This window comes from Thioalkalivibrio sp. ALE28 (genome assembly GCF_000377425.1).
Classification (GTDB): domain Bacteria; phylum Pseudomonadota; class Gammaproteobacteria; order Ectothiorhodospirales; family Ectothiorhodospiraceae; genus Thioalkalivibrio.
On record NZ_KB898097.1, the window covers coordinates 56,276 to 79,463 of the forward strand.

The 23,188-nt window shown below is 69.3% G+C and carries 20 protein-coding genes; 10 read left to right on the forward strand and 10 right to left on the reverse strand.

The window, feature by feature from the left end; genetic code table 11:
• Positions 1-29: 29 nt before the first annotated feature.
• From D105_RS0106480 to D105_RS0106505, 6 genes are all read right to left on the reverse strand, one after another.
• The gene (locus D105_RS0106480) at positions 30-527 is read right to left on the reverse strand and encodes a GNAT family N-acetyltransferase (protein ID WP_018877899.1); all 498 of its coding nucleotides are present in this window, start codon (positions 525-527) and stop codon (positions 30-32) included.
• Positions 528-911: 384 nt separating this feature from the next.
• A complete protein-coding gene (locus D105_RS0106485) occupies positions 912-1,505 on the reverse strand; it encodes a chalcone isomerase family protein (protein ID WP_018877900.1) in 594 nt (197 codons plus the stop codon).
• Positions 1,502-2,887 carry an MFS transporter gene (locus D105_RS0106490; RefSeq protein ID WP_196801063.1) on the reverse strand — a complete coding sequence of 462 codons (1,386 nt, stop codon included), beginning with the start codon at positions 2,885-2,887 and terminating at the stop codon, positions 1,502-1,504. The genes D105_RS0106485 and D105_RS0106490 overlap by 4 nt, the downstream gene beginning before the upstream one ends.
• Positions 2,847-4,106: a cyclopropane-fatty-acyl-phospholipid synthase family protein gene (locus D105_RS0106495; protein ID WP_018877902.1), complete on the reverse strand. Its 1,260-nt coding sequence runs from the start codon at positions 4,104-4,106 to the stop codon at positions 2,847-2,849. The genes D105_RS0106490 and D105_RS0106495 overlap by 41 nt, the downstream gene beginning before the upstream one ends.
• On the reverse strand, positions 4,106-4,876 hold the full coding sequence (locus tag D105_RS0106500) for a DUF1365 domain-containing protein (protein ID WP_018877903.1): 771 nt from the start codon (positions 4,874-4,876) through the stop codon (positions 4,106-4,108). Before D105_RS0106500 ends, D105_RS0106495 begins: the two co-directional genes overlap by 1 nt.
• Positions 4,877-6,250 (reverse strand): NAD(P)/FAD-dependent oxidoreductase, encoded by a 1,374-nt coding sequence (locus tag D105_RS0106505; RefSeq protein ID WP_018877904.1) that lies wholly within the window; start codon positions 6,248-6,250, stop codon positions 4,877-4,879.
• A 146-nt stretch (positions 6,251-6,396) separates the two neighbouring features.
• Between D105_RS0106505 and D105_RS0106510 the strand changes: the two genes are divergently transcribed.
• The 3 genes from D105_RS0106510 (at position 6,397) to D105_RS0106520 (ending at position 8,738) form a co-directional block, all read left to right on the forward strand.
• Positions 6,397-7,182 (forward strand): DUF3429 domain-containing protein, encoded by a 786-nt coding sequence (locus D105_RS0106510; protein ID WP_018877905.1) that lies wholly within the window; start codon positions 6,397-6,399, stop codon positions 7,180-7,182.
• Between the two features lie 24 nt (positions 7,183-7,206).
• Entirely contained in the window at positions 7,207-7,860 is a 654-nt protein-coding gene (gene folE, locus D105_RS0106515) for a GTP cyclohydrolase I FolE (protein WP_018866448.1), read from the forward strand.
• A 248-nt stretch (positions 7,861-8,108) separates the two neighbouring features.
• The gene (locus D105_RS0106520; protein ID WP_018866449.1) at positions 8,109-8,738 is read left to right on the forward strand and encodes a class I SAM-dependent methyltransferase; all 630 of its coding nucleotides are present in this window, start codon (positions 8,109-8,111) and stop codon (positions 8,736-8,738) included.
• A 192-nt stretch (positions 8,739-8,930) separates the two neighbouring features.
• Here D105_RS0106520 and D105_RS0106525 read toward each other — a convergent pair whose 3' ends face one another.
• The 3 genes from D105_RS0106525 to D105_RS0106535 all read right to left on the reverse strand — a co-directional run bounded on the left by D105_RS0106525 (position 8,931) and on the right by D105_RS0106535 (position 11,109).
• Positions 8,931-9,143: a YjfB family protein gene (locus tag D105_RS0106525; protein WP_018866450.1), complete on the reverse strand. Its 213-nt coding sequence runs from the start codon at positions 9,141-9,143 to the stop codon at positions 8,931-8,933.
• Positions 9,144-9,701: 558 nt separating this feature from the next.
• Entirely contained in the window at positions 9,702-10,340 is a 639-nt protein-coding gene (locus tag D105_RS0106530; RefSeq protein WP_018877906.1) for a YceI family protein, read from the reverse strand.
• Positions 10,333-11,109 (reverse strand): CDP-alcohol phosphatidyltransferase family protein, encoded by a 777-nt coding sequence (locus D105_RS0106535; RefSeq protein ID WP_026280437.1) that lies wholly within the window; start codon positions 11,107-11,109, stop codon positions 10,333-10,335. The genes D105_RS0106530 and D105_RS0106535 overlap by 8 nt, the downstream gene beginning before the upstream one ends.
• A 164-nt stretch (positions 11,110-11,273) precedes the next feature.
• Here D105_RS0106535 and D105_RS0106540 point away from each other — a divergent pair, with 164 nt between their 5' ends.
• The 5 genes from D105_RS0106540 to D105_RS0106560 all read left to right on the forward strand — a co-directional run bounded on the left by D105_RS0106540 (position 11,274) and on the right by D105_RS0106560 (position 15,630).
• Positions 11,274-12,275: a zinc-binding alcohol dehydrogenase gene (locus tag D105_RS0106540; RefSeq protein ID WP_018877908.1), complete on the forward strand. Its 1,002-nt coding sequence runs from the start codon at positions 11,274-11,276 to the stop codon at positions 12,273-12,275.
• Positions 12,276-12,306: 31 nt separating this feature from the next.
• Positions 12,307-12,705 carry a 6-carboxytetrahydropterin synthase gene (locus D105_RS0106545; RefSeq protein ID WP_018876148.1) on the forward strand — a complete coding sequence of 133 codons (399 nt, stop codon included), beginning with the start codon at positions 12,307-12,309 and terminating at the stop codon, positions 12,703-12,705.
• 307 nt (positions 12,706-13,012) lie between these two features.
• Positions 13,013-14,047 (forward strand): glycosyltransferase, encoded by a 1,035-nt coding sequence (locus D105_RS0106550; RefSeq protein ID WP_018877909.1) that lies wholly within the window; start codon positions 13,013-13,015, stop codon positions 14,045-14,047.
• A complete protein-coding gene (locus D105_RS0106555; RefSeq protein ID WP_018876150.1) occupies positions 14,044-14,865 on the forward strand; it encodes a hypothetical protein in 822 nt (273 codons plus the stop codon). Before D105_RS0106550 ends, D105_RS0106555 begins: the two co-directional genes overlap by 4 nt.
• Positions 14,866-14,961: 96 nt before the next feature.
• On the forward strand, positions 14,962-15,630 hold the full coding sequence (locus D105_RS0106560; RefSeq protein ID WP_018877910.1) for a hypothetical protein: 669 nt from the start codon (positions 14,962-14,964) through the stop codon (positions 15,628-15,630).
• Between the two features lie 103 nt (positions 15,631-15,733).
• Here D105_RS0106560 and D105_RS0106565 read toward each other — a convergent pair whose 3' ends face one another.
• The gene (locus tag D105_RS0106565; protein WP_018877911.1) at positions 15,734-17,125 is read right to left on the reverse strand and encodes a sigma-54-dependent Fis family transcriptional regulator; all 1,392 of its coding nucleotides are present in this window, start codon (positions 17,123-17,125) and stop codon (positions 15,734-15,736) included.
• 430 nt (positions 17,126-17,555) lie between these two features.
• Here D105_RS0106565 and D105_RS0106570 point away from each other — a divergent pair, with 430 nt between their 5' ends.
• Positions 17,556-18,764, forward strand: a complete 1,209-nt coding sequence (locus tag D105_RS0106570) for an efflux RND transporter periplasmic adaptor subunit (RefSeq protein ID WP_018877912.1) — start codon at positions 17,556-17,558, stop codon at positions 18,762-18,764.
• A gap of 128 nt (positions 18,765-18,892) precedes the next feature.
• Positions 18,893-23,176: an efflux RND transporter permease subunit gene (locus D105_RS0106575; protein WP_018877913.1), complete on the forward strand. Its 4,284-nt coding sequence runs from the start codon at positions 18,893-18,895 to the stop codon at positions 23,174-23,176.
• The last annotated feature ends 12 nt before the right edge of the window (positions 23,177-23,188 follow it).

Here is a 23,188-nt window from a genome sequence, read left to right on the forward strand (position 1 = left end):
AAGCCGGCTCCTACGGGGCGCGAGCGGGGCTACACTGACTGGGTCGCGTGGGTGTGGGTGGCATGGGAATAGGGTGCCGCCGGGCGCGGGATCGGGGTGTGGATGCGGTGGAGCATGCGGCGGTGGGGGATGCCGGCGTCCTCGAAGGTGTCGCTGATGACGAAGAAGTCGTGGCGGGCGTAGAAGCCGATACGGCTGTTCTGGGCGTTCAGCCAGACCTCGCGCCAGCCGTGGCGGGCGGCGGCCTGGATGGCGCAGTCCAGCAGGCGCGAGCCGATGCCGTGCCCGCGCCAGGGTTCGCGCACGGCCATGCGGCCGATCTGGCCGGAGGGCAGCAGGCGCAGGGTGCCGACCGGTTCGTTGTTCGCCCCGATGGCCAGCCAGTGCAGGGCGGCGGGGTCCAGGCCATCGAATTCCAGGGCCTCGGGTACGCCCTGCTCCTCGACGAAGACCTCGCGGCGGATCAGGGACAGTGCGTCGGCGTCGGCAGGCCAGGTGGCCTCCCGCAAGGTGATGCGATGTTGCATGGGTATCCTCCTCCGGCATGCCGTAAAGGAGAGCCGCGCCCGCGTGTGCGAGCGATCCGATTGCGTGGCTGGCTCCCCGGCCGTCCTGACCCTGGCCCCGGACGGAAGAGTCTAGTTCAGGTTGCGGGAATCTTCCTGTGAAGGGTTTCCCGGAATGGGGACGGTTCGATGTGCGGCGTGGGTGGTGGGAGATTGGGTTACTGCGGATCTTGCGCGGCGACCGGGATTTTATCGTGAGGCACCGCAAGGCGATCGCCACGGCGCATGGTGCCTCGCGTTGACGGGCACGGCATGGGCGCGGTGCCAGAGGCTGGGCGATTGCCGCGGCGCTTCGCGCCTCGCAATGACGGGTAAATGACTCCCGTGTGCGTGACGTGGCCGTGATCAGCGTGCGCCGATCAGGGTGTCGCGGAAGCGGCGGGACAGGGGGTCTACCGGGTGCAGCCAGATGCCGAAATAGGCCTCGGCGAAGTCGCGGCCGGGGACCTCGACCAGCGGGGTACCGTTTTGCAGCAGGCGGGTGCCGTGGCCCGGGCGGTATTCCAGGGCGTAGCGGTCGCCGGCCTCCATGTCGCGGTAGGCGGCGTTGAAGGTGTCGAGCCGGTCGGCCAGCGCCGCCAGTGTTTCCGCGTCCTGCTGGTCCTCGAGCAGGCTGTTACCGCTGCGGCGGAAGTCGTCGGCGCTGATCGCGCGCAGGTATTCGAGGTCCAGGCGCTTGGGCACGTCGGCGGTCAGGACATCCTCCGGAGCGACTTCTTCGGGTACGTAGAGCGCGCCGACGTAGACGCGGAACACTGTGTAGCGATAGAGCCGGCCCGCACGCAGGGGCACTGTGGTGTTGTCGATGGTGACCGATTCGGCGAAGCGCACGCCGTCGATCTCGGTGGCGGCCGCGGCCGGGGCGGCGAGCGACAGGGTCAGCAACACGGTGGCCAGAAGCGAGGCCACGAAACGGGAGGGTCGGATACGGTGGATCATGGGTGGGTGCCTCCGGGCTGGGCGGGGATGGTGGCTTGTTCGCGCGCGTGGATGCGTTCGCGCAGGGTGTGTTGGGCGTCGGCGTCGATGGGGAAGCGCCAGATCAGGGCCATTGCCGCGAGCTTGAACAGGACCGGCAGGCCGGCGTAGGCCAGGGCCAGGACGAGCAGGGCGGTGGGGCTGTTGTCGCCATCGGCCGAGAATCCGGCCGCGCCCAGTAGCGGGAAGCTGAGGCCGACGGCCAGCGCGAGGGCCAGCTTGGTCGCCATGCCCCACAGGCCGAAGAACAGCCCGGCGCGCTCGCCGCCGCCGTCGGCGGTGTCCTGGTCGATCACATCGGCCTGCATCGCGGCCGGCAGGGCGAGATCGACCCCGAGGCTGAGCCCGGTCAGTACGGTGATCGCGTAGAACGCCAGCACGTCACCGGCGCCGAGGAACGGCACCCAGATGAAGAAGCTGGAGGCCAGCAGCATCGAGAGTGTCCAGACCCGGTGCTTGGGCAGGCGCCGCGCCAGGCGCAGCCACAGCGGAAGGGCGAGGATGCCGGTGACGAAGTAAACCAGCAGCAGCGGCCCGGCATGGCCCGGCGCCTCCAGCACGTGGGTGATGAACAGCAGGAAGAGCGTGGCGGGGATCGCGTTGGCGGTGCCGTTCAGGATCCACGCCAGGATCAGTCGGCGGAAGGGGTGGTTGCCCAGCAGCAGGCCCCAGCCAGCGCGCCACGGCACGGGCGCGAGCCTTCCGGGGCGTTCCGGCACGCGCCACAGCAGGATCAGGAAGGCGACCGGCAGCAGTACCCACAGCAGCACCGCGAGGGCCGCGAGCGCGGCCCCGGCATCGTCCTGCAGGCCGAGGACCGCCGGCAGTGCGGCGGCCGTGACCGTACCCAGTACGACGAAGCCCTCGCGCGCGGCGGTGATGCGCGAGCGTTCGTGGTAGTCGCCGGAGAGCTCCGCGCCCCAGGCCGCATAGGGCAGGGCGACCAGCGTCCAGCCCAGATAGACCAGGGTGCTGAACAGCAGCAGGTATCCCGCGCCGGCCTCGGCCGGCGGGCGGAACAGGAACGGCGCGGCGAGCAACAGCAGCGGCACGCCGGCCAGCATCACCGCCCGCCGGCGCCAGGCCCCGGGGATACGATCGGACAGATGGCCGACCAGCGGGTCGGTCACGACATCCAGCAGCCGCGCCAGCAGCAGGAGCAGACCGACCAGGGTGACGCCCAGGCCGGTGTGCTCGGCGTAATGCGCGGGCAGGAAGACGTACAGCGGCAGGCCGAGGACGGCAAGGGGCATGCCCAGACCGCCGTAGGCGAACAGCCGCGGCCAGCGCAGGGTGTTCACTTCATCGAGTCGCGGGGGCGCTGCTGCCCGGCGGGGTGGCATCGACGGGGCTTTGCAGCACGGCCTGCATCAGGTTCACGCGGGCGGTGTCGAAGCCGACCTCGCAGTACGCGAGGTAGTAGCGCCACATGCGCAGGAAGGATTGTGAATAGCCGAGCGCCTCGATCACCGGCTCCGCCTGGCGCACCTCCTGGTGCCAGTGGCGCAGGGTGCGCGCGTAGTCCGCGCCAAAGAAGGCCTGGTCCGTCACGGCGAGTCCGGCCCGTTCGGCCTCTGCGTTGAAGCGCGGGACCGAGGGCAGCATGCCGCCGGGGAAGATGTAGAGCTGGATGAAGTCGGCATTGCGGCGGTAGTACTCGAAGGCGTGCTCGGCAATGGTGATCACCTGCAGCGCCGCGCGGCCGCCGGGGCGCAGGCAGGCGCGCACCTTGTCGAAGTAGGTCGCCCACCACTGCTCGCCCACCGCCTCGAACATCTCGATGGAGACCACGTGGTCGAAGGTCCCGTCGAGGTCGCGGTAGTCCTGCAGGCGCAGTTCCACGCGATCGCTCAGGCCGGCGCGTTCGATCCGCTCGCGGGCGTAGTCGAGCTGCTCCTGCGACAGGGTGACGCCGGTCACGCGATAGCCGCGCCGGGCCGCCATCTCGGCGAAGCCACCCCAGCCGCAGCCGATCTCCAGGATATGCGCGCCCGGTTCGGCGTCCAGTTGATCCAGCAGACGGGCGTATTTCTGCGTCTGGGCCTGTTCCAGGGCCTCGTCGCCGCGGGTGAACAGGGCCGACGAATAGCTCATCGTGCGGTCCAGCCACAGGTCGTAGAAGTCGTTGCCGAGATCGTAATGGAAGCGGATGTTGGCGCGGCTGCCGCGCCGGCTGTTGCGGTGCCGCCAGTGACGCAGGCGGTCGAGGCCGCGCTGCCAGGCCGGACGATCGGCCAGGGCCGCGAGGGCGGGCTCGTTGTCGGTGGCGAAGCGCAGCAGGCTTGGCAGGTCCGGGGTGATCCAGTCGCCGCTGATGAAGCCCTCGGCAAAGCCGATGTCGCCGTGGCGCAGCAGGCGCAGGATCGCGCGCCAGGGGCGGCGGAAGTGCCAGACAGCCTCGACCCCGGCCTTGCGTCCGCGCAGGGTCACGCGGTCGCCCGACGGGCCGATCAGGGTGATCTGCCCGGTGTCGATGTCCTTGAGTGCGCGCGCGATCAGGCGCAGGGCCCAGTCCGGCCGGGTGGTGTCGTCCTGCGGGGTGTCGAGGTGGTCGAGGGCCATTAGTCGATCTCCTGTGCGGGGGGTGCGGGCCGCGGGTGGTAGCGCCCGCCACGCCACCAGATCTTCAGCGCCTGCCAGTGAATCAGCGGCAGGACCTTGAGGGTCATCCAGGGTTGTTTCAGGAAGGCGCCCAGCAGGGTGCGGTCGCTGAACGGGCGCAGGCGGCCATGCTGTGTGGCCGTCAGCATCAGGTCCTGATCCTGGTATTCGTTGATCGCGATCCGCAGGGATGCCCCGACCTGCGCACGCGGCGGCGTCAGGCTGAAGGCGTAGCGCGCGTGCATGTCGATGAAGGGCGATACGTGAAAGGCCTTCTGCTTCTCCTGGCGCACGGGACCGGCCATGGGCGCGCCGTGCTCGTGCAGCAGGTAGTGGTGGTGCTCGCCAAAGGTGTTGCGCACCTCCAGCAGGATCGCGCGCAGGTCACCGTCGGCGTGCCAGGCATACCAGACGCTCAGCGGGTTGAAGGCATGCCCGAGGACGCGCGGCATGGCCAGCAGATAGATCGGACCGCCGGCCAGGTCGATGCCGTAATCGGCCAGATGCGCCTCGATCCAGGGCCGCCAGGGGCGGCCGTCGCGCGGCCCGTGGTCCCGGGTGCGCAGGCTGAACAGGTTGAAGCCGTCCCGCGAGAACAAGCGGCAGCGCCGGGTGGTCTCGGCGAGGCGGTCGATATCGAACAGCGCGCTGATGACCGGGTAGCGAAAGCGGTACTGCTGCGGGAAGAACCGCTGATGCAGCACCGTGCCGTGTACGAGGGCGGCGTCCATTCAGGTGTTCCGCGATTGCGCCGCCGGCGCGCCGAGCGGGGCCGGCCCGCCGCCGTGTGCGGTGGCCACCGGCGTGTGACCGGGACGGGCGGGGGCATCCGGCGCGTGCGACCAGGGCGGTTCGATGCCCATGGCCTGACCGACACGGACGGCCGAGCGCAGGCCGTCTTCGTGGAAGCCGTAGCCCATCCAGGCCCCGGCGAAATACAGGCCGTCCTCGCCCTGGGTCGCCGCCAGGCGCTGGCGGGCCGCCTCCGCCGCTGTATCCATGACCGGGTGTTCCCAGTGCTGCTCGCCGAGGACCAGGCTGGGGTGCGGGTCTCGCCAGGGGTTCAGGCTGATGATGTAGTCCTGACGGCGTTCCAGACGATGCAGACGGTTCATCCAGTAAGACACCGAGACGCGGTCGCGGGCCTGTGTGGTCCGCCCGGACAGGTAGTTCCAGGAGGACCAGACCCGGCGCGAGCGGGGCATCAGGGCCGGGTCCATATGCAGGATGGCGTGGTTGGCCTGGAAGCGGCAGGCGGAAAGGAGCCGGTCGCGCGCGGGGACAGCGCCGTTCAGCAGCCAGCGCGCGGTGTCGGCGTGGCAGGCGAACACCACCGCGTCGAACCCGATGCCCTGGGCATCGGTCAGGACGCGCCACTGACCGGACTCCGGCATCACCGCGCGCACCGGCTGGTGGACGATGCAACCGGGTTCCAGGCGTTGCGCCAGGCGCTGTACGTACTCGCGGCTGCCGCCGACCACGGTGCGCCACTGCGGGCGGTCGCGCAGGTCCAGCAGGCCGTGATTGTGGAAGAACTGGAGGAAGCTGGCGGCCGGGAACTCGCGGATCTCCTCCGGCGGGCAGGACCAGATCGCGGCGGCCATCGGCAGCAGGTAGTCCTCGGTGAAACCGCGGCCCAGGCGATGTCGGTCGAGGAAGGCCCCGAGCGTGCCTTCCGGGGTCTCGTGACGTTCGAACAGGCCCTTGCCCAAGCGGTTGAATCGCAGGATGTCGCCCGCCATGCGCAGGAAGCTCGGGCGCACCAGGTTACGGCGCTGGGCGAACAGGGTGTTCAGATCGGAGCCGGCATATTCGACCCCGTCGGGCTGGCGCGAGTAGCCGAAAGACATGTCGGTGTCCTGCGTGGCAACGCCCAGGTCCGTGAACAGCCGGGTCAGCAGCGGGTAGTTGCGCTCGTTGTAGACGACGAACCCGGTGTCGATGGGCGTGCGACCCTGCGGGTCGGGCACGTCCACGGTGTGGGCGTGACCACCGAGTTCCGGTTCCGACTCGAACAGGTGCACCTGGTGACGGGTCTGCAGGATCCAGGCAGCGGACAGGCCGGCGATGCCTCCACCGATGACGGCGATGCGCGAGCGTTTCATGGTGGTGGTTCTCCGGGCCTGAAAGGTGATGGACAACTTATACAATAGCTGTACAATCTTTGTAAATGGTGGCCGAGCGAAAGTTCCCGGCTTTCCTGCGCCGGGGGCGCTTCGCGAGGCACCGCTTACCAACGGAGACATGGACCGTGAAGACAGACGAGCAAACGCAGGCCGGTGCCCCCGAATGGCCGCAGGAGGTGCGCGAGGCCCTGGCCACGCACGAGATCGTGGGCATTACGTCCGGCCTGTCGGACTTTCGCGATGCCGAGGCGCTGCTGGACGCAACGGCCCCGGGTCGCTGGCAGCGGCTGGAGTGGGGCATGGGGTCGGCGCACAACCGCGAGCAGTTCCACGCGCTGCAAAAGGCCACCGGCGCGGCCGTGCTGCCGCTTTTTATCGCGCGCGAGGGCGTGATCGGCGGGCTGCCCGAGTTGCGCGAGTATCTGGGGCAGCGGGCGCTGCAGGCGCGCGGTGACGGGCCGCGCCCGGACGCGCCAGCGCCGGCCCTGCAGGTCCTCGGAGTGGGCGGCCTGCTACCCTTCGCATTCTTCGGGCTGGGCGCATGGATGGCCCAGCCCGAATGGCAGGCTTTCGCGCTGGAGGCCCTGGCGCTCTATGGTGCGGTGATCCTGTCGTTCCTGGGGGCGATCCACTGGGGGATCTTCCTGGCGGATCGGCAGCACCGGGTGGGCCCGCTCGCGGCCCCGGTGTGGGCGGTGGTGCCGTCCATCCTGGCCTGGCTGGCCGTCCTGCAGCCGCTGCCGGAGGCGCTGATGACCCTGACGGTGCTGTTTCTCGGGGTGTTGTGGGTGGATCGGCTGAGCCTGTATCGCCGCGCATTGCCACGGGGCTACCTGGGCCTGCGCCTGGTGCTGACCGCCGGGGCGATGCTGGCGCTGGCCTCCGGCTTCGCGGTCACGCTGACGGCCTGAGCCGGGACAGAGGAAAACGCAAGAATGAGCGAACACAAGGACTCGATGATGGATGCAGACGCCCGGACGGCCGACGAGCCGACGGCCACCAATGCCTCGGGCCAGCCGCTGGCGGCCCCGGAACAGCTCGCCGAGCGCTATCGCGACATCCTCGCCGGCCTGGGCGAGAACCCGCAGCGCGAGGGCCTGCTGGATACCCCGATGCGCGCCGCGAAGGCGATGCAGTATCTCACCCGTGGCTATCACCAGGACCTGGACAGTATCGTCAACGGGGCCCTGTTCTCGTCGGACAACGACGAGATGGTGCTGCTGCGCGATATCGAACTGTACTCCCTGTGTGAGCATCACCTGCTGCCGATTATCGGCAAGGTGCATGTGGCCTACCTGCCGAATGGCAAGGTGATCGGTTTGTCCAAGATCGCCCGGATTGTCGACATGTTCGCGGCGCGCCTGCAGATCCAGGAGAGCCTGACGCGCCAGATCGCCGAGGCCCTGATGCAGGTGACGAACGCCAAGGGGGTCGGCGTGGTGGTGGACGCCAAGCACATGTGCATGACCATGCGCGGGGTGGAGAAGCAGCATTCGTCGATGGCGACCTCGGTGATGCTGGGCGCCTTCCGCGAGGACGGCCGGACCCGGCGCGAGTTCCTCAACCTGATCGGTCGCACGGGCAGCTGACCGTTCCCGGGGCTGCCGGGCGGGGTCACCCCACAAAAAAATGGCCCGACGCGAAGGTCGGGCCAAAGATCGTCCGGACACCCGTGTGATGGAGGGTTCTGGTCCGAACGGCGGAAAACCGGCTGCCGTTGCCACGAGCCGATGATTTCCGCAACTTGTATAAGTGGACAGGGACTGTGGAAACAGGTTCCTGACAGTCGCCGAAAGAATGTGCTGGGCATCACATTTTCCTGTCCCCGGGAGTCTCGATGCGCGGTCTGGAACAGATCCCCTGGTTGTACGACGGCCTGATGGCCGGTGCCGAGCTGCTGGGCCTGCGGCGCTGGCGCCGGCGTCTGGTGGCCGGTGCGCACGGCCGCGTACTGGAGATCGGCTGCGGGACCGGGCGCGACCTGCCGCTGTACGCCGATCCGGAACGGGTCATCGGCATCGACCCGGACCTGGCGGCCCTGCGCCGGGCCCGGCGGCGGGCGCCTTCCGTGCCGCTGGTGGTGGCGCGGGCCGAGGCCCTGCCGTTTGCCGACGGCGCCTTCGATACCGTGGTCTCCGGCCTGGTGTTCTGCAGCGTGCAGGATCCGCCACGGGCCCTCGGCGAGGTGCGCCGGGTGCTGGCGGAGGCGGGCGAGCTGCGCATGCTGGAGCATGTACGTCACACGCGGCCGCTGCTGGCCCGCGCCCAGGACCGGGTGCAGCCGGCCTGGACCTGTATCACCGGCGGCTGTCACCCGAACCGCGATACCGAGGCCGCGGTGGAACAGGCCGGCTTTTGCATCGACCCGGAAGACCGTCTGGCGCGGGGCGTGATGCGGCGCTTCGCCGCGCGGGTCTGTCGTGCGCCCGCGGATGCGTCCGGGCGTAACGCCGGGGATGGGGGCTGAAGGGCAAGGGCCTTTGTTCACCACGAAGGGCACGAAGATACGAAGGAAGGGCAAGGGCGTGTAACCACAGAGGTCACGGAGGACACGGAGAAAGTCGATCGTTGCCGGAACGGGCCGGGTGCTGGCCCAGTAAAGAGAAGGCCCCGGGCATAAGTGCGCCGGGGCCTTTCTGGACGGACAGTTGGTAACGTCTCAGGCGGTCGTGTTGATGTTGGTGCCGACGTTGTCCGGCAGACCCTGAGTGGCGGCCTGCATCTCGCCGATGTCGGGCATGGCCTGCAGCATCGACTGAGCCGCCATCTCCTGCGACTCCATCGCCTTCTTCTGCACGGCCACGTCTTTCTGCATGGCCACCTGCTGCTGGCTGTTCTGCGTGGCCATCGCGGCAATCGCGCTTGCGTCCATCTCGTACTCCTGGTTCTGAATGTGCAGGCCCGTTGCACTCGATAGGGGGAACGGGCCTGTCCCCGGTGACGGCTGCATCCCCGCAGACTTGAGCCCCCGAACCGGATTTTTTTCAGAAGGTTCCTGTTCTACGGCACCATCGCCGTGCGTCCGGGCTCCCCGCCCTTCTCCATACCCTGGCTGGTTCGATCCGCCCTGGCCCTTCCTTCGTATCTTCGTGCCCTTCGTGGTGAACAGCGTCCTTGACCTTCAATGGGCGTTTCGCTCGCCTCGTCCGCATCCTGCCTATTTCGGGGCGATCGCGACCCGCGCCTTCGGGGTGCGCCGTGACATGGGTGCCAGGGGCCGGAGATCCCGGCTCTTCGCTTCGCTGCGGCCGGGATGACGGGGGAGTGTTGCCCCGTGCCCCGCGATCGCCCGGCAGCAACGTAGACTCCAGCGTACCGCCCTGTAGTCAGTCCTTCTCCGTGTCCTCTGTGCCCTCTGTGGTGCAATCCGCCCTGGCCCTTCTTCGTGCCTTCGTGTGCTTCGTGGTGAATACATTCAGTCGGCCGGGCGTTACTGGCGCTGGGCCTCGAACTCGATGATCAGTTCGACTTCGTCGCCGACGATGTCGCGGGTCAGGCCGTAGGTCATGCCGAAGTCGGAGCGGTTGAAGCTGCCGCGCATCGACGCACCGAGCACGTAAGGCCGGCCGAACAGGCCGCCGAGCGGGAACGGGTAGCGCCCGACCTTGTTGATCGTCACGTCGAGGTGGATGGTGCGGGTCTCGCCCAGCAGCTCGAGCCCGCCGCTGAGGCGCCCGGTGTTCTCGCCGGTCGGCTCGTAGCGCGTGGCGGTAAAGCGCATCTCCGGGTATTCCTCGACGTTCAGGAAGTCCTCGTTGCGCAGGTGGTCGTCGCGCTCGGCGTGGTTGGTGAACACGCTGTCGGTCTGGATGACGAAATGGCCGTCGCCCAGCTCGCCCGTGTCGGGGTCGAAGACGAACTCGCCCTCGGCCTCCAGGAACATGCCCAGGACCTTGGCATAGCCGGCATGATCGACCAGGAAGCCGACCGCGAAGTGGTCGGGGTCGATGACCCAGCGGTCGGCATCGGCCAGGGCCTGCGCGGGCAGCGCGAGGGCCGTGGCCAGCAGGCCACCCAGCAGCAGGCGGCGCAGGCGGGCGGGGCGGCGGTTGTTGCGGGCGTCAGTCATGACACACCTCCGGTCGGTGGCGGTACAGCCAGTGGATATCCACGGCAAAGGACAGGCCCAGAGCCAGCAGGCCGGCCAGGGCGATGGTGATGGCGGCGGGTGCGGGCAGGCCGGGGATCAGGACCAGTAGCAGGACCACGGTCTGCAACACGCAGACGGCCTGGCGGCGCCGGCTGGGCGGCAGCGGCGCGGCCAGCCAGGGCAGGGGGCGGGCGGCCAGCACGAAGGCGTAGCGCATCAGGCCGATCAGGATCACCCAGGGCCCCACCGCCGTCATCTGCCAGGCGAGGATCGACAGGGCAAGGATCATGGCGGCGTCCAGCTCCATGTCGAAGCGGGCACCGAACGCGCTGGCGCTGTCCGTGCGGCGCGCGACGGCCCCGTCCACCCCGTCCAGCACCAGTGCCAGGCCCGCGAGGGCGATCACCCACAGCGCCAGCACCGGTTCGTCCGGGGTGGGGGCGGCCAGGACCAGGCCGCCGAGCGGGGCGGTCAGCGCGGCGCGCAGGAGCGTGACCCGGTTGGCCGGGCCGGGGCCGCGCCCGGAAGACGCCACTCCGGCCGCCGGCGTGCGGCTGACGAGGATGGCACCCAGCACCAGCCAGAGCGTGACGAAACCGGCGACGGTTGGCTGGCCCGCGTGCGCGTGCCAAACCAGCGCACCGGTTACGGCGAGGCCGGCCAGGCCCGCGAGCAGCCAGTCGGTCGCCCAGACCCGCAGGCCGGCCTGCAGGCGCAACGGGGAAGGCTTGGCAGGGGAAGACTCCATGCGGGGATTGTAGCGCTCCGTTGGCGATCGTCCTGGGGGCGCGCGGGTGGCACTCCCTGGTCTTGCGACCATGCGGGGCACCGGGAGTTGCCGGTCGCTGCGCCCTTCGCCCACACTGCGCGGATGACCATGTGGCAGCGCACCCCGTTTCCGGGACCCTCCCGGTGAGCACGGCCGGCTCCGAACAGGCCTTCTGGGTCACCGGCCCGGGCACGGGCGCGTTGCGTCCGGAGGCACTGGCGGAGCCGGGCCCGGACGCGGTGCGGGTGCGCACGCAGTTCTCGGCGATCAGCCGCGGGACCGAGTCGCTGGTGTTCCACGGTCGGGTGCCGGAGAGCCAGTATCAGGCGATGCGCGCGCCGTTCCAGGCCGGCGAATTCCCGTGGCCTGTGAAGTACGGCTACATCAGCGTCGGCACCGTTGAGGCGGGTGGTGCGGCGCACGGGCTGGACGGGCAGCGGGTGTTCTGCCTGTATCCGCATCAAAGCTCCTACACGGTGCCGGCCGCCGCGGTGGTGCCGATACCGGATGCCGTGCCTTCGGGGCGCGCGGTGCTGGCGGCCAACATGGAGACGGCCATCAACGCGGTCTGGGATCTGCAACCGGGTCCGGGGGATCACCTTGCGGTGATCGGCGCCGGCGTGGTGGGCCTGCTGGTGGCCGGGTTGCTGCGGGCGATCCCGGGCGCCGAGGTCACGCTGATCGACCCCAATCCCGCCCGCGAACCCGTGGCGGCGGCGCTGAGATTGTCGCTCTGTACGCCGGAGACGGCGCGGGGGAACCCGGAGCTGCAGGGACTGGACGGTGTGGTGCATGCCAGCGGCAACCCGGCCGGGCTGGCGCAGGCCCTGGACCTGGCCGGGGTCGAGGCGCGGGTGGTGGAGATGAGCTGGTACGGCGACCAGCCGGTGCCGGCACCACTGGGCGAGGCGTTCCATTCGCGGCGGCTCACGCTGCGCAGTTCACAGGTGGGCCGCATCCCGCCGGAGCGCGCGGCGCGCTGGGATTACCGCCGCCGCCTGGCGCTTGCATTGTCCCTGCTGGCCGATCCGGCACTCGATGCGCTGATCACCGGCGAGGATGCCTTCGCCGATCTGCCCGCGGCGATGGCCCGCGTCGCGGGGCCCGAGGCCGCCCGCACCCTTTGCCACCGCGTCCGCTACTGATCTTTTATTTCTCAAGACGGGGAACCACCCGATGTACAGCCTGAACGTGCGTGACCACTTCATGATTGCTCACAGCTTCGCCGGCGAGACCTTTGGCCCGGCGCAGAAGCTCCACGGAGCGACCTACGTGGTCGATGTCACCTTCCGCCGCCGGGCGCTGGACGCGGACGGACTGGTGGTCGATATCGGCCGTGCCAGCGAGGTCGTAAAGGCCCTCCTGGCGGATCTCAATTACCAGAACCTGGACGAGCGCGAGGAGTTTCGCGGCCAGAACACGACCACCGAGTTTCTGGCCCACGCGCTGCACCAGCGCGTGGCAAGCGCCATCCATGCCGGCGAGCTGGGCGAGTCCGCGCGCGAGCTGGATGCGGTGTGCGTAACGCTGAACGAGTCGCATATTGCCTGGGCCAGCTACGAGGCCGCGCCCTGAGCGGAATGCGCGAACAAGGGAAACACTGATTAATGTGCACGCTCGCGTTGGTACCCCAGGTTTTCCGAGACAAGGCGCGGTGCGCAGCCGGTAGTGGTTCTACCGGCAAGCGTCGCAACGCAGGATCGGGGAATCTGGGGTACCAACCCCAAGGGGCTCGGCCGCCCGTTGCTATCAAAAACGGGCGCGCGCACAGCGTTGCGGCTCCCTTGTGCAGAATGACTGCACGGCGGTCACCGCGCATTAAACGCACGCAAAAGCGACTCGAGCGCGAGCGGGCACATTGATCAGTGTTTCCCTAGCGTTCGTGGTCCCGGGGGCGCTGGATCAGCGCACAGGGGGCTATCGCTACGACGCGCGCATGGTCGCGGGTCTGCGGGCGCGCGGCTGGCGGGTGGCGGTCCATGAACTGGACGGTTGCTTCCCGGGGCCTGATCCCGAGGCCGCGGCGGCGCTGGATACCGCGCTTGCGGGCATTCCCGATGCCGGGGGTGTGCTGCTGGACGGACTGGCGGCGGGGGCCTTCCCCGAGGTGCTGGCCCGACATGCTGTGCGCTTGCGCCTGATCTACCTGCTGCATCATCCGCTGGGGCTGGAGACCGGCCTGGCGCCGGCGCGGTCGGAGGACCTGCTCGCGCGGGAGCGCGCTGCCCTCGGGCACGTGCGGGGTGTGGTCGCGACCAGTGCCTTTACGGCGGGGCAGGTGGCCGCCTGGGGCATGCCCCCGGAGCGACTGCAGGCGATCCCGCCCGGCGTCGAGGCGCGCCCGCCTGCGACCGGTCCGGCGCCCGGCGCGCCGCGGCTGTTGCTCTGCGTGGGGACGGTGGTCCCGCGCAAGGGGCAGCTGGAACTGGTGCAGGCCCTGGCCCGGCTTGAGGCCGAGAACTGGCGGGCGGTGCTGGTGGGCGCGCGCGATCGGGATGCGGCGTATGCCCGGCGGGTGGAGACGGCGATCGCGGCGGCCGGGCTGGAGGGTCGCATCGAATGGGCCGGCGAGTGCGACGATGCGATGCTGGAGGGCTGGTACGCGCAGGCGTCGGTGTTCGTCCTGCCCAGTGTCTACGAGGGTTTTGGCATGGCCTACACCGAGGCCATGGCCCGAGGGCTTCCGGTGATCGGGACCACTGGTGGTGCGATCCCGGGGACCGTCCCCGAGGCCGCCGGGCGTCTGGTGCCGCCGGGTGATATCGGGGCGCTGGCTGGGGCCATCGAGGGATTGTTGCGCGACCCGCGGGGGCGCGAACGGATGGGCCGGGCGGCCCGCGCGGCCATGACGGAACGACCGGACTGGGACGGTGCGGTGGCCGCGCTGGAGCGAACGCTGGAGGACTGGCTGCGATGACCGAGACCTTCGACGCCGACTGGCTCGCCCTGCGCGAACCCGCGGATCACGCGGCGCGCTCGGACGCGCTGGTTGCGATGCTGGGCGCGGCGCTGGCCGGCCGGGTGACGGGGGATGCCCTGAGGGTCACCGATCTTGGCAGCGGGACCGGCTCCAACCTGCGCTATCTCGCGCCCCGGCTGCCGACCCCGCAACACTGGCGGCTGGTGGATCACGATAAGGGGTTGCTGCAGCGCGCGGCGGCCCCGGGCCCCGGGGTCGCGCTCGAGCGGCGGGTGACCGATCTGGCGGCAGACCCGGCGGCGGCGCTCGCGGGGGACGAGCCGCTGGTGACGGCGGCGGCGTTGCTGGATCTGGTGTCCGAAGCCTGGCTTGCCCGGCTGCTGGAGGGCTGTGCCCGCCAGGGGACGGCGGTCCTGTTCGCGCTGAGCTATGACGGGCGGATCCGCTGGTCGGATCCGCAGCCCCTGGATGCCGAGCTGGAGGATGCGGTGAATCGGCATCAGCGTTCGGACAAGGGCCTGGGGCCGGCGCTGGGCCCGACCGCCGCGTCGGTCTGCGCGGCCCGGCTCGAGGCGCACGGGCATCGCGTGGAAACGCGCGCGAGCGACTGGCGCCTGGATGCCGGGCAGGCGAAGCTGGGGGCGGCCCTGATCGACGGTTGGGTGGATGCGGCCTGCGAGGTCGTGCCAGATCGCGCGGCCGCGTTGCAGGCCTGGGGCGAGTCGCGGGCACGCGCCCTTGCCCGGGGCGAGGTCGAGCTGGTGGTCGGTCACCAGGACGTGCTGGGATTGCCGCCGGCTTGGGCGCGCGGGTGAATCGCGGGGTTCGGCAGGAAATCCCGGTACCCGTTTCGCTGGACGTTGAACCCGTGCAGGATAGAATCGGACGGGGATAACCGGAAAAGGTGAGGCATGGAACAGGCAGATAACAAGCAGAGAAGTTTCCTGAGTCGCTGGTGGATCCTGATCGTGATCGTGCTGTGGCTGATCGCCTGGTCGGCGCGGGACGTGCTGGCGCCCAGCGTGGAGGCGGTGCCGGAGGACGAAGACGTCGAGGCCGTGGCCGTGGCGGAGGATGACCCGGCGGCCGAGGCGCGCACGCCCGCGAGCCCGCCGCGCGAGGGCCGCCTGTCGGAGGGCGATATGGACCCGATGACCGGCGAGGCCTACGAGCGCGACGACGACACCGGCATGCATCGGCCGATTCCGGACCCGCGGGAGCAGCCGCGCACCACGGCCGACGGCGAGCCGGTGAGCGAGGAGCAGGTCGCGCGCCAGGTGCAGGAGGCGCTGGAGAACGGTCGCGCCGCGTACTGGAGTGACGGGCCGGAGGCCGCGGCCGCTGTCCTGCGGACCGCGCTGGCGGACATTCCGGCGACGGCCGCTCAGCGTGCCGACCTCTACGGCGAGCTGGGCAACGCCCTCTATGCTGCGGGGGATGCCCGCGGGGCCATGCGGGCCTGGGACAGCGCCCTGGACCTGCTCCCCGCCGGCGAGCGACGCGTGATGGTCGAGCGCCTGGCGCCGGTGTATGACCGTCACCACCGGGACGGGGCGCGTCACCTGCGCCAGTTCCGGTAGTAGCGATCCCGGGCCGCCGTGCCCGGGCGATCAAAAAGGCCCCGGAGATGCACATCTCCGGGGCCTTTTGTCGTGTGGAGGCGCCGCGTCCGGCTGGTGCTCCTCAAACCAACTGGTAGCGGTGCAGCTTGCGCCACAGGGTACTGCGATCCATGCCGAGGGCGCGCGCGGTCTGCGAGCGGTTGCCGGCATGGGCCACCAGCGCCTCGCGCAGGCGCCGCGCCTCGGGATGTTCGCTGGCCTGGGTGCCATTGGCGCCAAGACTATTCGGCTCGGCACTGGCGGTGCGGCCGTCGTTATGCCCGTTGGTACGCGGGGCATGGATCGTGTCGCCCATGTCTGCATCCACCCGGATCGGCTGGGGCAGGGGGAAGTCGTCGACCTGGCCATCCCGGGCGTGCAGGGTCAGGCATTCGAAGACGTTCTCCAGTTCGCGGAAGTTGCCCGGCCAGGGGTGTTCCTGCAGCTTTTCCTTCAGATGGGGCGCGATGCGGATGCCGTGATGCACCTCGTAGGCCTGCAGCGTGGCCGCGAGATCGCGGGGACGATCGCGCAGCGGCGGGATGTCCACCGTCGCGACGGCCAGTCGGTAGAAGAGGTCGGTGCGGAATTCGCCGGCCTCCACCTGGCTGCGCAGATCCTGGTTCGACGCGGCGAGGATGCGCACGTCCACCTGCCGGGTGGTGTTCTCCCCCACGCGTTCGAAGGCGCCGTCCTGTACGGCGCGCAGCAGCTTGGCCTGCAGCCGCTGACTCATCTCCCCGATCTCGTCGAGAAACAGCGTGCCGCCGTCGGCGGACTCGAAGCGCCCGATGCGGTCACTGACCGCCCCGGAGAAGGCACCCCGGGTATGACCGAAGAGCTCGGATTCGAGCAGTTCCTCGGGGATCGCCGCGCAGTTGATCTCCACAAACGGCGCCTCGGCGCGGCGGCTGGCCTGGTGGATGGCGCGGGCCAGGCGGGTCTTGCCGGTGCCGGATTCGCCCAGCAGCATCACGCGCACATCGCTGGCGGCGACCCGCCGCGCGAACTGCAGGGTGGGGCGGCAATGGGCGTCATGAGAGTGGAAGTGGCTGTCATCGAGTCCGTCCCGACCATCCTCGCTCACGGTCTCCACCGAGGTGGTGCGCCGGCGCTGCGGCTGCAGGGTGATCAGGCGCAGCGCGCGGGCGTCGTCGTTCAGGCGCAGGGGCTGGCTGATGACCTCCAGTGGCAGGGTCTCGTCCTCCAGTTCGGCCATCAGCGAGAAGTGCAGGGCGTGCGGGGTGCGGTTGGCGTCGGCGTCGTCGTCGCCGGCGGCGACGGCGGCCTCTTTCAGATGTGCCTCGAGATTCAGCGACCCGAGCTGGTCCAGGGTCAGGGGGGTATCCGGGGGGATTTGCAGGGTCTGGTGAAAGGCCGGGTTGGCGAACAGGACCCGGCCCCGGGTATCGCTGATGAGGTGTGGATCCCGACTGTGTCGGATGCAGATCTCGGCCAGTTCGGTTGTGGTCATCCCGCCTCCTTTTTCTTGTTGGAGGGGCCGGCGGCAGCGGGACGGTGTTGCAACACCCGGGGCCTCCTGCAACACCCGGGAATCCCCCGTTTCGCCAATCCCTGTCTCGGTTATAGCGCGAAACGGGGGTGTTGCAACAGGTATGCCCTGAATATCAGTAAATCAGAATCAAGTGATTGTTTTATAAGAATGTCACAATACTGGCATATACGTTGCTTGTAGTTGGGCATGAGTTCTTCTACATACTGGGATATGGATACCCGCTTCGGTGGTCATCCGGCTGACACCGGTCGCCGGACCAGGCTCGTTGCCGTTTCCCCCGGCAGTCGGTCGGCTGCGGCCCATCGTTTGCCCGGGCCCCGGCGCGTGCAGGCGCGCAGGCCCGGTACCCCCTCTCTCATCGCGGCATTCGGCGCGAGGTAGGACGATCATGATTGCTCGAGTCTCCCGACGCCTTCTGGCTCGGACCCTGCTGGGTGCGGCACTGGCACTGCCTCTGTGGGGCCTGTCGGTGGTGCATGCCTCCGGCCCCGTCCTCACGGTGGAGCCGGATCAGGCGGCCACCCAGTCGGTCAGTGGCACGGTGATTCCCTTCCGCGAGGTCACGCTGACGGCGCAATCCTCCGGGCGCGTGGTCGACGTAGCCGGTGCCGAGGGCGACCGTTTCGAACAGGGAGCCGTGCTGGTGGCGATCAGCGATGACCGGCTGCGCGCCCAGCGCCAGGCGGCCAAGGCCGAGATGCGTACCGCCGAGGCTGCGATCCGCGAGGCCCAGATGCAGTACGGCCGCGAGATGATTTCGCCGCAGTCGCGCAACATCGGGCAGATGCCCGGCATGGGCGTGCCATCGATGTTCGACCAGATGTTTACCCAGCCGATGGGCCAGTTCATGGGCATGGGCGACCCCGCGCTGGACCGACGCACCGATCTCTACTCCCGCTACATCGGCGTGGACCAGGCCCAGGCGCGCTGGGAACAGGCCCGGGCCCGCGTGGCCGAGCTGGACGCCGCCATTCGCGACACCCGCTCCGAGGCCCCCTTTGACGGCCTGGTGATGCACAAGCACGTCGAAGAAGGCGACACCGTGCAGCCCGGGCAGCCGCTCGTCAGCTTCGGCCATGTCGAGTTCCTGCGCATCGAGGCCCAGGTGCCGGTGCGGCTGGTAAGCAGCCTGCAGGAAGACGACTACGTGCAGGTGCGGCTGGATACCGGCGACGAGGTGGAGGCCCGGGTCGCCCGGATCTTCCCCCTGGCCGATCCCCAGCGCCATACCGTGACCGTCAAGTTCGATCTGCCCCAGGGCGTGCGCGGCGGGCCGGGCATGCATGCGGCGGTGCATCTGCCGCAGGCCGGTACGCCGGGCAACCGCGTGGTGATCCCGCGTTCCGCCCTGATCCCGGGGGGCGCCTTGCCGCGTGTGGCCGTGCTGGACGGCGAGGGCCATGTGCGGGTGCGCATGGTGCGTCTTGGGGGGTCGCGCGGGGACCAGGTGGTAGTGACCTCCGGGCTGGAGCCGGGCATGCAGATTCTCGCGCGGCCGGATGCCGGCGTGCGCTCCGGCCAGCCGGTCGGTGGACGCTCTCCGGATGCGGGCGCCGGGCGCCGCGGGGGTGACGCCGATCCCTGGAGCCGCATGTAGGGACGCCTCTCCGGCCCAAAACCGGATTCACAGCACCGGCAGGCGCCCCTGGCAGGCGCACCGGTGGCAAGGCGCCGCCCCTGGCGGTGCCCGGGACGCCAGACCGACAACAGGACCGTTCAAGCTCGATGGCCGAAGACGACAGACAATCCGAGACCGGTTTCCGGCAGAAGCACGGCGACCCCGGCATTGCCGGGCGCATGGCGGCGGCGTTTATCCATTCGCCGCTGTCGCCGCTGCTGCTGCTGGCCAGTATCGCGATCGGCATCCTCGGCCTGATGGTGACGCCGCGCCAGGAGGATCCGCAGATCTCCGTGCCGATGGTGGACATCATGGTGTCCTACCCGGGCGTGCCGTCGGAGCAGGTGGCGAGCCTGGCGGCAAGGCCGCTGGAGCGGCTGATGAGCGAGCTCTCCGGTGTCGACAACGTCTACTCCGTATCGCATCGCGGCGAGGCGATGGTGACCGTGCAGTTCGATGTAGGCGAGGACATGGAGTCCTCGATCGTCAAGGTGCACGACAAGCTGTTTGCCAATCGTGACCTGATGCCGCCGGGTGTGAGCGAGCCGATGGTCAAGGCCAAGGGCGCGGATGATGTGCCGGTGGTGAACCTGACTTTCTGGTCGCACGAGGTGGATGATGCCCTGCTGCGCCAAATCGCGCTGGATGCGCAGCAACAGCTGAACGAGGTCCCCGATACCAGTCAGAGCTTCGTGGTCAGCGGGCGCGAGGAGCGCCTGCGCATCGAGGTGCAGCCGGAGCGCCTGGCCGGGTTCGATGTCAGTCTGGACCAGATCGCACAGGCCGTGCAGTCCGCGAACGTCGAGGGCGCCGCCGGACGCATCGAGAGCGATGGCCTGAGCACCGCGGTGTACACCGGGCGGTTCTTTACCGGGGCGGCGGATCTGGAGCAGCTGCTGGTGGCGGTCAGTGACGGTCAGCCGGTGTATCTGCGTGACGTGGCGGAGGTGACCTACGGACCGGGCGAGGTGGACCGCTTCGTGCGGCACTACTCCGGGCCGGCCGCCGTGGATCCGGACGCGGCGCCGGAGGGCGCGGCGGCGGTGACCCTGGCGATCGCCAAGAAGCCCGGCAGCAACGGCGTGACCGTGGCCAACAATGTCCTCGAACGTCTCGAACGCCTGAAGGGCAGTGTGATCCCGGACAACGTCGAGGTCGCGGTCTCGCGCGACTACGGCAAGACCGCCAACGAGAAGGTCAACGAACTGATCTTCAAGCTGTTCATCGCGACCTTCGCGGTGACCATCCTGGTCGGGCTGTTCCTCGGGATCCGCGCCGCGCTGGTGGTGCTGATCGTGATTCCGGTGGTGATCCTGTTCACCGTGTTCAGCGCCTGGGTCCTGGGCTATACCATCGATCGCGTCAGCCTGTTCGCGCTGATCTTCTCCATCGGCATCCTGGTGGACGATGCCATCGTGGTGGTGGAGAACATCTACCGACGCTGGCTGATGAAGCGCGGCATCGATACCGAGACCTCGGTAGATGCGGTGCGCGAGGTCGGCAATCCGACCATCCTGGCCACCTTCACCGTGATCGCGGCGCTGCTGCCGATGGGCTTCGTCTCCGGGATGATGGGCCCGTACATGCAGCCGATCCCGGTGCTGGGTTCCGTGGCCATGCTGTTCTCGCTGGTCGCGGCCTTTGTCTTTACCCCGTGGCTGACCCAGCGCCTGCGCCCCAGCATGGCCTACCTCGAAAAGGCCACCGACAAGGAACACCGCCAGGCCGAGAAGCTGGGTCGGTTCTATCGCATGGCGATCCCGGGACTGGCCGACAACCCCGTGCGCGGCTATGCCTTCCTGATCGGCGTGATCGTGATCTTCTTCCTGATGGTCAGCCTGTTCATGACCACCGATGTGCGCGTGAAGATGCTGCCGCTGGACAACAAGCCCGAGTTCCAGGTGGTGGTGAACTTCCCCGAGGGCACCGCCCTGACCGAGACCGCCACCCTGAGCCACGACATGGCACAGGTGCTGCGCGAGATGGACGAGGTGGTGGGCCTGCAGTCGTATGTTGGCACCGCGTCGCCGTTCAATTTCAACGGCCTGGTGCGCCACTACTACCTGCGCGACGAACCCTGGCAGGGGGATATCCAGGTGCAGCTGGTGGACAAGGGCGACCGCGGCCGCACCTCGCACGAGATCGCCACCGAGGCCCGCGAACGCCTGACCCCGCTGGCTCGCGCCGCCGGTGCGCGTATCCAGGTGGTCGAGATGCCGCCGGGCCCGCCGGTGCTGCAGTCGGTGGTGGCCGAGGTCTACGGCCCCGACGCGGCAACCCGCCGTGCGGTCGCCCGTGATCTGGAAGGCATGTTCGCCAATGCCGAGCACGTAGCGGACGTGGACAGCTTCCTGCAGGCGCCGCACGACGTCTGGCACTTTGATGTGGATCGTGACAAGGCCCTGCGCCGCGGCGTGACCGTCGAGACCATCAACCGCACCCTGGAGACCGCGATCGGCGGACAGATCCTGGGCGACGTGAAGGCGCAGTCGCTGGTTGAGCCGCACCTGATCGAGATGCGCCTGCCGATGGCCACGCGCAACGACATCCGGCAGCTGGAAATGCTGCCCGTGTTTACCCGGCAGGGCGGGTCCATCCCGCTGGCCGAGCTCGGCGAGTTTGTCCAGCGCCCGCAGGACGAGCCGATCTACCACAAGAACCTGCGTCCGGTGGAGTACGTGACCGGCGAGGTGGTCGGCCGCCTGGCCGCGCCGGTGTACGGGATGCTGGAGGTCCAGGAGCAGCTGGAGGACTACCGGCTTCCGGATGGCAGCCAGGTGCAGCCGCACTGGCTGGGACCGCCGCCGAATGACGATTCCACCGCGTTCGAGTGGGCCGGCGAGTGGACGGTGACCTACGAGACCTTCCGCGACATGGGCATCGCCTTCGCGATCGCGCTGATCCTGATCTACATGCTGGTGGTCTGGGAGTTCGGCAACTTCGTGCTGCCGGGCATCATCATGGCCCCGATCCCGCTGACCCTGATCGGGATCATCCCCGGCCACTGGCTGATGAACGCCGAGTTCACCGCGACCTCGATGATCGGCTTCATCGCACTCGCGGGCATCATCGTCCGAAACTCGATACTGCTGGTGGACTTCGGCCGCCAGGCGGTGGACGAGGGCCATGACGTGCGCGACGCGATGATCCTGGCCTGTCAGGCGCGTACCCGCCCGATCATTATCACCGCGCTGGCCCTGCTGGCCGGTTCCAGCGTGATCCTGTTCGATCCGATCTTCCAGGGCATGGCGATCTCACTGATGTTCGGCACCGTGGTGGCCACCCTGCTGACCCTGCTGGTAATCCCGCTGGGCTGCATCTCCGGGCGGCGTGCCTTCTGTCCGACCAGCCTGGACGAAAACGGCGAGGCGGCTGCGGTGTGCGCGAACGGTAATGGCAACGGCAACGGCAATGGCCATGGCGGTGGGACTACCCCGGCTCCGGGCGCGACCGCCGGCGCCGCCGCGGGCAACGACCTCTTCGGCCCGCGCGAGGGCGGGCCGGTCACCCAGGCGGTGCAGTACGCCGGCCTGTACCTCAAGTGCCTGGCCCTGGCCTTCCTCGAGGGCCTGCGCGATCTCGCGTTCGCCCTGTGGCGCCTGATCCGGTCCTTGCTGGAGCGCCGTCGCGACGGTGGCGGCGGGCCGGGCGGCCCGTCGGGCGGCGGCTCCACCCCGGGCTTCGGTAGCGGTCCGGCGAGTGGCGGGCCGTCGGACACGGGCTCCGGCCCGGCTGCGGGCAAGGCGCAGGACCGCCAATCGGCCGGTCCCGGGGATTCGGAGCCGGTCGCGCAGGCACCCCAACCGGCGGGTCGCCCGGAAGAGCCGGAGCCCGCCGCCGAGCCTCGGGGCACGGCGACCCCGCCGGCGGCCACCGACAACGCGGATGTGAAGGCCGAGGACGCGGCGCCTCCAAAGAAAGCGAAGTCCCGCGCCGGCGGGGCATCCCGCGCGGCGTCGGCGAAGGCGACGTCCGCGTCCGGCGCCACGGAATCGCGGTCTGCGAAGGGCGGCTCCAGCCGCGCGGCCGGCGCGGCCGGGAGCGGTGCCGCGGGTACGAAGACCGCGAAGAAGGCGTCCAGTGGCACGACGAAGACAGAGACAAAGGCCAAGACGCAGACCCAGGCCAGGACGACTAGCGGCGGCGCGGGTAGCCAGAGCAAAGGGCGTGCGAGCACGTCCGGCCAGGCCGCCAGCGGCCCCAAATCAAGTGGTGGCGCGGCGAACAAGCGCACGGCGCCGGCGTCCAACAAGAAGACCGGCGGAACCGCCAAATCCGCCTCGACCAGTAGCAAGACCGGCCGCAAGGAGAGCGGCACCACTCCCAAGGGGGGTGGCAAGTCGGGTACGCCCGGCAAGGGCCGCGCCCGGCGCGGGATTCGACTCAAATGATCACGCAAGCAA